The following is an 11,425-nucleotide window of genomic DNA, read 5'->3' on the forward strand; positions in this document are numbered from 1 at the left end:
ACGAAGCTAAGCAGTATATTAAAGACAATCAATTAATCTATCAGGACAATGCAGACGAAAATAGAGAACTGGTGCAGGAATAATATTGATAAGGTATTGCACTTTATTATTGGGCTTCTTTTGGCTCAATTGGCTTATTTATGGGTGTGGTTTCTTTTGTTCCCATTGATTGCCGGTTTAGGAAAAGAATTCATTGATAAGTATGTAAGGAAAACCGGGTTTACATGGATGGATTTGATTGCTACAGTTTTGGGCTGTATTCCGGTAGGGATAATTGTATTTATAACATATCTCATAAATATCTATCAACATGGACATACTTAATGAAATCTTATCTCCTTACTGGCCGGCAATATGGAAATCCTTAATTTGTTGCCTTGCAGTATTAATAGCCATAGGTTTAGACCTGATATCCGGGATAAGAAAATCGAAAGCAGCAGGAATAAAAGTAACGCATACTTATGGCCTTGATAGGACACTGGATAAGTTACGGAAACGTTTTAATCTGTTATTTATTTTTATAACAATGGACTTGGTACTTATCGCCTGTGATATACATACAACAATGATACCTTATGCTACGGTAGCCATCACAATAATATTCTGTATTGTGGAAGCCAAAAGCATAGGAGAAAAGGATAAGGATAAAGGCCGGTATATAGAAGCCGCAAAAACGGCAGCCGAAATGTGGAAGGGCATTGATAAAGAAGAAATAGCGGATGTTATCATTAAGAAATTAGATGAAAAAAGGAATGAGAAAAATAACTAAAATCATCCTGCATTGCGCCGCTACCCCGGAAGGTGTGGACTTCACCATAGATGACATCCGGCTGTGGCATACTACTAAGCCCCCCAAAGGCAATGGCTGGCGAGATATCGGCTACCACTTTGTCATACATCTGGACGGGTCGGTACACGCCGGGCGTCCGCTGGAAGAGATAGGCGCGCATGTTTCGGGGCATAATTCCGGCAGTATCGGGGTTTGTTATATCGGAGGTTGTGATAAAGATGGTAACCCCAAAGATACCCGCACGCCCGAACAGAAGATAGCTATGCGAGCTGTTGTGTCCACACTGATGGCAGCCTTTCCGGCGGCAACAGTTCACGGGCATAATGAGTTTGCAAAGAAGGCGTGCCCGTGCTTTGATGTGAGAAAGGAGTTCTATGTTTAAATATACAGTTTAATCTTTTGGAATTGCCTGAACTGTGACAGTTCGGGCTTTTTTTATTTTGTTAAATCGAAAATTATTCACATATTTGCAAGGTCAACAACAAAATACAATAAATGAATCAGATTTTATTAAAAGAATTAATAATTAGGCAGGCATACGGGTGTAAGTCCCGAGACTTATCTATTATTGTAGATGTTGTTGACGGTGACCTGCCTTATTTAAAATTTTACAGTTATGTCAACAACAGTAAGTCAAAAGAAAGAGGCAGTCAAATCGGCAAAAGCTATTCTGCGAAGTTTTTACCTTACAGCCTGTAAGGAAGTCGTTAAACCGAATATGGATAATCTGCATTTTATATGCGATGATTTCGACCTTCATTTTATCTCGAAGAAAGGAGGCGCGCAATGACACATAATATTAACGGAGTTGTAATTACAGATGATGTGATTGAAGCTATGAAAACCATACAGGAATGTAGCAGTGAAATAATAAAACCGATAGATATGGAAATGGAATATATTATATTGGACGATTCGAGCCCAAATATACACAAACGGCTTTCCGACCTTTTGTTAATAAAGCGACTGTTAACCGGAATTGCTAACAAATAAATTATTCAAATCTTTATAATCTGAAGCCTGTATTTCGCAATACAGGCTTTTTTATGTCTTTTTTCCTGATTTTCCCGTCCACTACATTCGCCAAAAAGCTTATATATAATGGCAGATATAGTAAATCAGGCGCAAACGCGGGTAATGGTGGACGGGCAGCAGGCCGCCAACGAACTGACCGCACTTGAGAAAAAAGCTCAAGGTTTCAAGGATGCTATGGTTGCAGCGAACAAAGGCGGGGATGTAAAAGGTTACGAAAAGGCAAAAAAAGGCCTGCAATCCATAGATAAGGAAATGAAAAATATCGTTCGTTCCTCATTCGATGTGAATAAAGTCCTTAGTAACCTGTCGGCCGCAGGGCCTAAGCAATTGAAGGCAGCCTTTATGGCATTAAACGGAGAACTTAATTCGGGGAAGGTTGCACGGGGATCGAAAGAATGGGATCAGCTGCAACGTAAAATACGCTTAGTCCGTCAGGAACTGGATAAGATAAGCTCCGAAAACAAAATTACGAAATCCGGTAATATAATAAGCGGTGTACAGGTGATGCTGGGAAACTTGTACACCAAAGCATTGAGCCTGCTAGGTTCTGCGGCATATGATGCTGTAAATAAAATAAGAAGCTTTGAGAAAGCAAATGTAGTATTGGCAGGTGTACTGGGAGAAAATCGCGAAAATATTAAAGACTTGACAGCCAGTGCTATTGAATTGGGTAAATCATCCCAATATACAGCATCCCAAGTGACAGAACTGCAAACCGAACTTGCAAAATTGGGCTTTAGCAAACAGGAAATAAAAGAATCTCAAAAGTATATCCTTCAATTTGCAACAGCATTGGGCGCTGACCTGGGCAGTGCTGCCACTTTAGCCGGAGCCTCATTAAGGGCGTTCAACGCCGATACGGAAGAAACCCAGCGATATGTATCGGCAATGACAATAGCAGCCAATGCATCGGCTTTGGGATTCGAAGACCTTGCTACCGCCATGCCTATTGTTGCTCCGGTGGCAAAGGCGTTCAACTTTTCGATAGAAGACACATTGGCATTGTTGGGCAACCTGTCGGATAGCGGATTTGATGCATCATCGGCAGCCACATCGCTGCGTAATATATTGTTAAACCTGGCTGATTCGAATGGTAAATTGGCAAAAGCATTGGGACAGCCTGTAACAAATCTGGATGATTTAGTAAAAGGATTCAAAAGTCTGGAATCGAAAGGTATTGATTTGGCCACCGCCTTAGAGTTGACAGATAAACGTAGTGTTGCAGCATTCCAGACATTTCTTCAAGGTGCAGATAAGTTGGTTCCATTAAGAGATTCGCTTATCGGTGTGGGAGACCAATTAGAAAAATTGGCAGATGATCAGATGAATAATCTGGATGGGTCTGTAAAAAGTCTACAATCTTCATGGGAGGCTCTAATGCTTTCTTTTTCTAATAGTGCCGGGCCAATGAAAACAGTAGTAGATTGGATTACTAAAATTGTAGATGGATGGACTAATGTAATTGACCAGATGAACAAATTACAAGATAGAACTGCCTATAAGTCCTTTCTAGGAATAACAAAAGATGAAGCTACTATTGAATTTGAATTAAAACTACGCAGTGGGGTTGAAGGTCAAACTTATGATATATTAAAGGGAGACGCTAAAGAAGATTTTGAAAGTACTGTAAAATATAACTTTAGAAAGGAACAATATAATCTTCAAAAAGAACTGGAAGAATACGAAAAACAACAAAAGGAAGCGCAGAAAAAATACAATGATATCATTGAAAACAATAAAACAGATTTAGGAGGAGTTGGGCAGTTTATCCCTCTGTATAATATGGGAATGGCTGGGAATGAATCGGAGGCAGAAAAACAATTAAACAGTATAACAACTAAAGCAGATGCTGCAAAAGCCCGTCTCGAAGCCTTAAGTGATGCTTATGGTCAAATAATAAAAACCGATAAGTCATCTCCTACAAATAGCAATAATAATAGTGGTGGTGGAAGTAAAGATAAAAACAAAGATGCAGCTACCAAGCAACGCGAAACTATAAATAATACCCTGATTGAAATAGAAACAAAGCATCAGAAAGATTTAGCCCAAATAAAGCAATCATATCTGGATGGTGATATCCTAACAGAAGAAAAATATAAGGAAACTCTTTTGCAACAACAAGATGAATATGATAAAGAGCGTAAAAATAAGTTGGTTGAGTTATTGAAATCTGTTACAGACCCTTCGCTACAAATCAATATAGTCAAACAAATAGCTGAAATAGACGCAAAAGCTTTAGACCGGCAGATAGCTGACCGCGATAAACAGCAAAAAAAACTACAAGATAAATATCAACAGGAGCAGGATTTGCTAAAATGGAATAAGGAAGAAACTTTGAAAATTGTTGAAGATTCACTAAAATATATTTCTGGTATAGAAGATAAAGAATACCTTGACCTGTTGGAAAAAAGAAGTAAAAATCTTATTTCTGAGGCTGAATATCAACGGGAGTTTAATTATATACGGAAGAAATATCTGGAAGAAAGGCTTCGCATAGAAGGAATGACAGAAGAACAGATAGCTGATATACGCAAGCAAATTGCTGAAGATGATATAGAAATGCAGAAATCCAACGCTGCAAAACGGAAAGATTTGTTTGGTGACAATGAAATATTGCAATTGCTTGAACGAATGGAGCAAATTGATGATGCTTTAATGTCGGGTGCTATCAGCTTTAGCGAGGCAGTTTCCCTTCGTGTACAAGCATATATGGACGTCATTCAAGGCCTTGTAGGTTCTGTTTCCAACTATATGCAAGCCGCTAATGACGCAGAAACGGCAGCCATCACTAAAAAGTACGATAAACAAATAAAGGCAGCAGGTAATAATTCAAAGCAAGTCAAAAAACTGGAAGATCAGCGCGATAAAGAACTGGCTGAAGTAAACAGAGCCGCACAAGAAAAATCTTTTAAAATACAAGTTGCCCAGGCTTTAGCATCGACAGCACAATCTGCCATTAATGCGTATAATGCAGCATTGCAAACAGGTCCAACAGGTTTGATTTTAGCACCCATCGCAGCAGCCACGGCAGTAGCGGCCGGGATGCTTCAAGTTGCAACCATCAAAAAACAACATGAAGCGGCAATGGCAAATTATTGGTCGGGCGGATATACCGGCTCCGGCGGTAAATATGATGTAGCCGGTTATGTCCATAGGGGTGAATTTGTCGTTACCCAGGAAACTCTTGCAAATCCGGAAGCACGGCAATTTGTGGATATTATCGACATCGCCCAACGCAACAATACAGTATCGAGCCTGAAAACAAGCGATTTTACAACAGCTATGGAATACAAGGAAAGGGTTGCTTTCAATCCTTCGACAGGCTCCATGGCCAGCGAACAGGAACGCCAACAGCAAAGTGATGCCCTGATTGCTGTACTTAATAATGTTGCAGATTCTTTGACATTGATTGACGACAGGTTCAGTAAACCGCTATACGCCCGTAATTATGTAAAGGGTAAATATGGTATGGAAGAGGCTTTGAATTTAGCTGAGAGAATGGATAAAAATGTAAAACGATGATACGATTATTAATAGACGGACAGGAAGTGTCATTACCCGAAGACTTTTCATTTACATTGTATGAAGAAAATCCTATATATACCAAGAATGAACAATATACTTATGACCTGACTTTATCATTAAAGAATTTCCGTAATTCACGGATTTACGGGCATATCGACAGGGTAAATATTGAAAATGGAATTCAATATAACAGAAGCGCTGTTTTGTGGGTAGATAATAAAATAAGGCTGAATGGAACTGAAATAATATTAGGATTTGGCGATTCTGATGTAAAGATTCAACTTGCAAGTGGAAAATCGGAATTGAATTTTCTGATTGGCGGGGATTTGAAATTGCGCGATTTGGATTTAGGGAAGGCCGATGTGAATCCGGATACTATAAAAGATGATTTAAGTCATCCTTACCCGGAAAGGAATTGGTTGATATTGCCTTTTATCGCACGAAATTTTGATGGTTATGATTATACAGACGGGGGATCGTTCCATTTTAACCGCTGGCTGATGAAAAATATCGGGACGTCTGCAAATCCTCACTTAGCACTTTATTATCAGTTTGACGGAAATCATACAATAACGTTGAATCCAAATGCAGAATTATATAAATATAAGAATTATCGTCCACAACCATATTTATGCTTTATCATCGAATCTGTATTAAAATATTTGGGTTATACATTGGTTTTCAATTCAATCGCTGAACACCCGGTATTGAGATATATGTATGTTGTACATGGATTTGACACATTAGAGTTCTCCAAGATGTTACCGGATTGGACAGTTAATGATTTTTTCACTAAAATTGAAACACAATTTGACTGTATATTTATTGTGGATGAATTTCAGGTAGGTTTATATTTTAAATCGGATGATCTGATTGATGACCCAATGACGATAGATATACTGGATGAATATACGCTCGATGTTGATGAAGATAATGTGCGATCTATACAAACCGCCAATATAGGTTATGATATGAGTCCTTCTGATGATGACTACTATTTATACCAGAAGTTGGATAAATCTGTAAAGAAGGCAGCAAAGGGCGGTTCCTATACCACATTATCAGACCTGCTACAGCAAGTGAATGATGCTACAGATGCCTTCCGTTTCAGAAAAATATTCAACGAATATTCGCCGGGGGGCGACACTGTTGCTCCGGCTAGCTACATCGCCTTTAAGCAGGTTGAAGGTTCGGATATTGAAATTTATCCGCGGAAAGTAGATTCTTTCAAAGACCTGATACAGGATACCGAACGGGAGGAAATAGATATTACTTTCGATATATTACCAGCACCTATGATACTAGGCCTTATGTCATTTGCATCAGTTAACGTCCCTCTTACGCAATATCCTGTAGTACTGGAGGCAGATCCCATAGTGAAGAGTGCTGATGAAGTTGTAGAAGATTCCACCCCTTTGCAAGAATTGATAGACGGAGAAAATGATGCAGTAGAATCGGTGACAGCTCCTACAAAAATGTATGTAGCCTTATATTCCGGATTACAAAAAGTGTTGAAAGAACCGGGTCGTGAACATTACCAGATAGATGATTACCCTTTTTCGTATGTGGAATCGCTTGCTGAATTTTTCAGAGACGAAAATACGGAATATTATTTTAATGAACCGGGGGTGAATCCCTTCCGTCTGGAATGGCTGAAAAAGAATATCTACGATTTATCAAGCAATATTGATACAACCAAGCCTTATAAGTTTTCATTCAGGCTTAGGGAAGATTTTAATATAAGAGCCACATTTATAATCCGTAATCGTGAGTTTGTTTGCTTAAAAATCGAAAAGCCGATATCAAATGATGGCTTTGGGGAATATGCTTTGGGATATTTTTATCCGAAAGGGAAAAAGAAAGAGGCATAACGCCTCTTATCTTCATAGTTTTGGAAACTTATTTTTCACATAATCATTCTGTTTTCCTATTTTCTTAGAAAGGTAAATATCCGTTGTGGTGGTATGGGTGTGGCGCAGATGGTCACGTATTGCCGGCAACGGAGCCCCACTCATAGCGAAAAGAATCGCCCCGGTAGCTTTCCAGCTATAAAGCTTATATTCTTTTGGCAGACCTAATTCATCACGGTATTTATTATGTTCCAACCTAAAATAATTTTTACCCCAACAATCAGGGCCCGGCTTTTTCTCTTTCCCGAAAATATAAAATTCACGGTCATAACTGGATAGTTTAATCCCTTTTAAAATACGCATCATCTCAGGGGGCATATTAATAATGCCTTCTGTTGTTTTGGCGTTCTCTTCCCTGATAGTAATGGTATTGGTAAAGAAATTAATATCCTTTACCTTTAGTAAACGAAGTTCGGTTCCGGGACGAATGGCACAATAGAATATCATAGCACAAAAAAGATAAACCTGTTCATCCTGTTTTTTCATATGATTCAAAAGCCGCTTTGCATCATCTTTTGTCATTGGCTGGGCAGAATGGTCGGCGCGTTGTTTTCCTTCCGGTAAATCATAGACAGGATTTTTATTTGTAAATCCTTTCTTTATCATCCAGTTATACAATTGGCTTATCCGGGCTGAAAAATCCCTGATTGTCCTTCGTTCCAGTTTACGTTCATTGATCAGGTAAAAACAGAATTCAGCCAGCATATCATTCGTGATATCCTGAGCAAAAATGTCTTTCTTGCCTTTTGCAAAAAGCCATTGATGTAAAATCCTTAGTTTAGATGTATAGTCCTGATGTGTTTTCTTTTTCAGTAGGGGCTTTTTTTCTTCTAAGAATATATTGATATAGTAGAAGAGATTCTTATCTGTTTTCTCCCGGCATCCATATACACGCGCCTGTATGTTGTAGGCAATATTATTATTGACCACAATAGTTTCAAGATCGAATGGAGTCCATCCGCTTAAAATCCTTTCCGTAATTTCATTGATTATACTTTGCGCGTGTTCATACCGTTTTTTTGCAGAATCTAAGGGCTTAAAGCCTTCATATACTCTAAACCTTTCCAGTTTGTCATTCCTTTCATCCCGATAGGAATATTCAACATACCATTCTTTCTTCAAGTCACCCCCGCAATTATTTAATCGCGGAAGGACAAATTTAACTTTTCTCCGACCCATAATAAAATTAGTTTAAAAGTGAATCGCGACAAACACAGATAAAAACTAAAATTTATTAGAATCGTTTACTTGTCTATTTTTTGATCAAATTTTCCGTTACAGACATTTATTATTGCTGAAAGTGGCTTTAATAAACAGTTTTTAGAAAATTTGTGGAGCATATCGGACTCGAACCGATCACCTTTAGACTGCCAGTCTAACGCTCTAGCCAGATGAGCTAATGCCCCGGATGTTTTGAGCATGCAAATATATATAATTTTTTATCAATGCCCAAAAGCTATACGGCTTTATATCAAATATCCACTATAAATTTTTTCAACTCAGAATTTAATAAAGCCTGAGGTACAGACTGCTTAATCTCTGAGATTATAATATCTAAAACCCTTTCCCTCAGGAATTCGCGACGGGTAACCAGGCTTATTTCCCTTACAGGCGATATCCCTTTCAGCGGGCGGACATTTTTTTTCTGTTGCTCGTTGAGCTCTTCAATAGCCATTTCTGGTATAATTGTCAGTCCGCTATTGTTATCCACGATATTTATTAATGTATTGATGCTGCCTGCCTCATAAGAAAAGAGAGAATGCGAACTCTTGCGTTTACGCATATTGCATATCCGGAGTATCTGCCCACGGAAACAATGCACCTCCTCAAGCAGCCAAAGACGGTTTATATTCAGGTCGTCCTCCTCCAGCTCCTTTTTGGCATATAACGAAGTCTCACGCGGAGAAACATAAGCATAGAAACGCTCGTAGTATATCGGGTGCTCTGCTATTTTATCATTCTTTAGTGGAGTCGCTAATATTGCGCCATCCAAAGCTCCGTTCAGAAGTTTTTCTATCAATTGCCCCGTGGTAGTTTCTTCTATAACCAGTACAATGTCAAATCCGTTCTCATCATGTATCTTCATCAGCTTAGGAAGCAGGTAAGGGGCAATGGTAGGGATAATACCAAGTTTAAACACCCCTTGTACTATTCCTTTTTCTTCCTGAATGATTTCCTTTATCTGTTTTACCTGAGAAACAATCACACGCGCCTGATTAATAATCTGTACACCTATTACAGTGGGCTGAACAGGCAGTTGGCTGCGGTCAAAGATCTTTACTCCCAGCTCATCCTCCAATTTCTGGATCATCATACTCAGGGTAGGCTGTGTTACGAATGAAGCCTCGGCTGCTTTAGCAAAATGGCGATGATTGTCCACTGCTATAATATACTCCAGTTGTTGTATGTTCATATCTACTGTATTTAGTTAGTGTTTAGAGTCTGTTTAAATTTTATAGCAAATCTTTTTTATAGCTGTTTTTAGATGGATTTTATCATTTTTGCTAGCCGAACCAACGGTCAGCGGAGCTAATTAGCGGGCTAAACCAAGAGTAAAAAGGGAATTGAAAATCGGCAGAGCCAAAAATACGCTAAAAAGAGCATAAAAAAATTGCTAATAACTATTGATCAGAACCTGTAATAAAAATTTTCGCTAAAATTTAAACAGGCTCTTAGTATTCTCTGTGGCCAAATATGGAAGATCCCACTCTTATCATTGTAGAACCTTCTTCGATAGCAATCTTATAATCATCAGACATCCCCATAGAGATTTCACTGAATTGATCATTATCTGGGAAATAATCGTTCTTTAGTTCATCATAGAATCGTTTCAGGCTATTAAATTCTGTCCTGATTTGTTCTATATCGTCAGTGAATGTAGCCATGCCCATTACACCTCCTATATATGCATATTTTAATTGCTTATGTAAACCTTCATTCAATATTTTACGGCATTCATCAAAGGTCAGTCCGTATTTGGCATCTTCTTTTGCAATATGAATTTCCAGTAAGCAACAAATGGGCTTTTCTATATTAGCTGCCTGTTTTTCTATTTCCTGTAGCAATTTCCAACTGTCTACACTATGTATTGTATGTGTATATGGAATAATCGCTTTCACTTTATTCGTTTGCAGGTGGCCTATAAAATGCCATTCTATGTCTTCCGGCAATTGCTGGTGTTTCAGGCTTATTTCCTGCATTCTGCTTTCTCCAAAAATCTTTTGTCCTGCGCTGTATGCTTCCTGTATAGCTTCTTTGGGATGAAACTTGGATACTGCTACCAGTTTTACTGTTCCGGGTAAACTATCCTTTATTGCATGTAAATTATCTGAGATATTCATTATTATAAATTCCGGATGCATGTAGTATCCGGTCTATAGTTCCGGTACGTCAAACTAATATTACTTTTTTCTTTTCATCTTCCGAATACGGGAATACATCCATGATTGCAGTTTCGGACAGGGAGGCAATCGCATAATCGGCCAACGTACCTTCCATCCCTTTTTCCACAACCTTTAACGCTTCTTTCAGAGTGGAAGCCTGTGCCAGCATTTGTGCCGCAGTTTTCTTCTCTGTACCGCTTTTTTCGTCCAGTGTAATAAACATCACTTTAGCTTTGAAAAAACGATCGCCATTGTCATTAAAAAATAGTTCGGATAGTTTAGCCCTCTTTATATCCGTTATTGTAAATTCACCCGAAATATAGGGCTTGATTTCTTCTATGATACGTGCTTCTGCTTCTGTGAAGGATAGGGCATCCACCAAGTAAGGCTCGGTTACTTTTTTTTGCATCCCGTTTTCAAGGACTTTCTCGTAGCTAACCTTACATTCAAACCAATTGTGCATATACTTTAAGTTATTGTTTTAATCTATAATTTACTGACACAAATATAAACAATTTAATTCACAATGTCTATTAAATCAACAGTTCGTTATAAATAGATATAATTGATTGATTTTCAACAAAATAAGCATTAAATAACTTGGATAGTTCGCTGATTATCAATATCTTAGTAGATTGACCAAAATCTATAAAGTAATGACAACCAACGAATATCCAAATGCTAATGTATTTATACTTAATACTTTAAGTTCAGATATTTTTTCAAATATCAAGCAGACAAGAAAAAATTTTATATTCCACCTGCTAATGTTTTATTTAGGC

11 protein-coding genes and 1 tRNA gene are annotated in these 11,425 nt (G+C 38.2%); 7 read left to right on the forward strand and 5 right to left on the reverse strand.

What is annotated here, in order from left to right:
• The first annotated feature begins 48 nt into the window (after positions 1–48).
• From D0T84_RS19220 to D0T84_RS19250, 7 genes are all read left to right on the forward strand, one after another.
• Complete coding sequence (locus D0T84_RS19220; protein ID WP_163309478.1) at positions 49–324, forward strand: hypothetical protein; 276 nt, start codon at positions 49–51, stop codon at positions 322–324.
• A complete protein-coding gene (locus D0T84_RS19225) occupies positions 311–769 on the forward strand; it encodes a hypothetical protein (protein WP_163309479.1) in 459 nt (152 codons plus the stop codon). Before D0T84_RS19220 ends, D0T84_RS19225 begins: the two co-directional genes overlap by 14 nt.
• Positions 753–1,172, forward strand: a complete 420-nt coding sequence (locus tag D0T84_RS19230; RefSeq protein WP_185155775.1) for an N-acetylmuramoyl-L-alanine amidase — start codon at positions 753–755, stop codon at positions 1,170–1,172. Before D0T84_RS19225 ends, D0T84_RS19230 begins: the two co-directional genes overlap by 17 nt.
• A gap of 234 nt (positions 1,173–1,406) precedes the next feature.
• Complete coding sequence (locus D0T84_RS19235; protein ID WP_163309481.1) at positions 1,407–1,580, forward strand: hypothetical protein; 174 nt, start codon at positions 1,407–1,409, stop codon at positions 1,578–1,580.
• Entirely contained in the window at positions 1,577–1,783 is a 207-nt protein-coding gene (locus D0T84_RS19240) for a hypothetical protein (protein ID WP_163309482.1), read from the forward strand. The genes D0T84_RS19235 and D0T84_RS19240 overlap by 4 nt, the downstream gene beginning before the upstream one ends.
• 108 nt (positions 1,784–1,891) lie before the next feature.
• Positions 1,892–5,347, forward strand: coding sequence for a phage tail tape measure protein (locus D0T84_RS19245; RefSeq protein ID WP_163309483.1), 3,456 nt, complete (start codon positions 1,892–1,894; stop codon positions 5,345–5,347).
• Entirely contained in the window at positions 5,344–7,221 is a 1,878-nt protein-coding gene (locus tag D0T84_RS19250) for a hypothetical protein (protein ID WP_163309484.1), read from the forward strand. The genes D0T84_RS19245 and D0T84_RS19250 overlap by 4 nt, the downstream gene beginning before the upstream one ends.
• Before the next feature lie 12 nt (positions 7,222–7,233).
• Here the strand turns inward: D0T84_RS19250 and D0T84_RS19255 are convergent, their stop codons facing one another.
• From D0T84_RS19255 to D0T84_RS19275, 5 genes are all read right to left on the reverse strand, one after another.
• Positions 7,234–8,439: a site-specific integrase gene (locus D0T84_RS19255; protein ID WP_163309485.1), complete on the reverse strand. Its 1,206-nt coding sequence runs from the start codon at positions 8,437–8,439 to the stop codon at positions 7,234–7,236.
• Positions 8,440–8,592: 153 nt separating this feature from the next.
• Positions 8,593–8,666: transfer RNA gene (locus D0T84_RS19260), tRNA-Ala, on the reverse strand.
• Between the two features lie 65 nt (positions 8,667–8,731).
• Positions 8,732–9,673: a hydrogen peroxide-inducible genes activator gene (locus tag D0T84_RS19265; protein ID WP_163309486.1), complete on the reverse strand. Its 942-nt coding sequence runs from the start codon at positions 9,671–9,673 to the stop codon at positions 8,732–8,734.
• A 259-nt stretch (positions 9,674–9,932) separates the two neighbouring features.
• Positions 9,933–10,601: a YggS family pyridoxal phosphate-dependent enzyme gene (locus D0T84_RS19270; RefSeq protein ID WP_163309487.1), complete on the reverse strand. Its 669-nt coding sequence runs from the start codon at positions 10,599–10,601 to the stop codon at positions 9,933–9,935.
• A gap of 49 nt (positions 10,602–10,650) precedes the next feature.
• Positions 10,651–11,106, reverse strand: coding sequence for a DUF4494 domain-containing protein (locus D0T84_RS19275; RefSeq protein WP_163309488.1), 456 nt, complete (start codon positions 11,104–11,106; stop codon positions 10,651–10,653).
• Positions 11,107–11,425 lie beyond the last annotated feature (319 nt).

The organism is Dysgonomonas sp. 521 (genome assembly GCF_010501055.1).
Classification (GTDB): domain Bacteria; phylum Bacteroidota; class Bacteroidia; order Bacteroidales; family Dysgonomonadaceae; genus Dysgonomonas.

Excerpts from the sequence above, each read along its gene's own strand:
- D0T84_RS19250 (WP_163309484.1), top strand. The coding sequence starts at position 5,344 with ATGATACGATTATTAATAGACGGACAGGAAGTGTCATTACCCGAAGAC.
- D0T84_RS19270 (WP_163309487.1), bottom strand. The coding sequence starts at position 10,601 with ATGAATATCTCAGATAATTTACATGCAATAAAGGATAGTTTACCCGGA.
- D0T84_RS19220 (WP_163309478.1), top strand. The coding sequence starts at position 49 with ATGCAGACGAAAATAGAGAACTGGTGCAGGAATAATATTGATAAGGTA.
- D0T84_RS19265 (WP_163309486.1), bottom strand. The coding sequence starts at position 9,673 with ATGAACATACAACAACTGGAGTATATTATAGCAGTGGACAATCATCGC.
- D0T84_RS19225 (WP_163309479.1), top strand. The coding sequence starts at position 311 with ATGGACATACTTAATGAAATCTTATCTCCTTACTGGCCGGCAATATGG.
- D0T84_RS19240 (WP_163309482.1), top strand. The coding sequence starts at position 1,577 with ATGACACATAATATTAACGGAGTTGTAATTACAGATGATGTGATTGAA.
- D0T84_RS19230 (WP_185155775.1), top strand. The coding sequence starts at position 753 with ATGAGAAAAATAACTAAAATCATCCTGCATTGCGCCGCTACCCCGGAA.
- D0T84_RS19275 (WP_163309488.1), bottom strand. The coding sequence starts at position 11,106 with ATGCACAATTGGTTTGAATGTAAGGTTAGCTACGAGAAAGTCCTTGAA.
- D0T84_RS19255 (WP_163309485.1), bottom strand. The coding sequence starts at position 8,439 with ATGGGTCGGAGAAAAGTTAAATTTGTCCTTCCGCGATTAAATAATTGC.
- D0T84_RS19235 (WP_163309481.1), top strand. The coding sequence starts at position 1,407 with ATGTCAACAACAGTAAGTCAAAAGAAAGAGGCAGTCAAATCGGCAAAA.
- D0T84_RS19245 (WP_163309483.1), top strand. The coding sequence starts at position 1,892 with ATGGCAGATATAGTAAATCAGGCGCAAACGCGGGTAATGGTGGACGGG.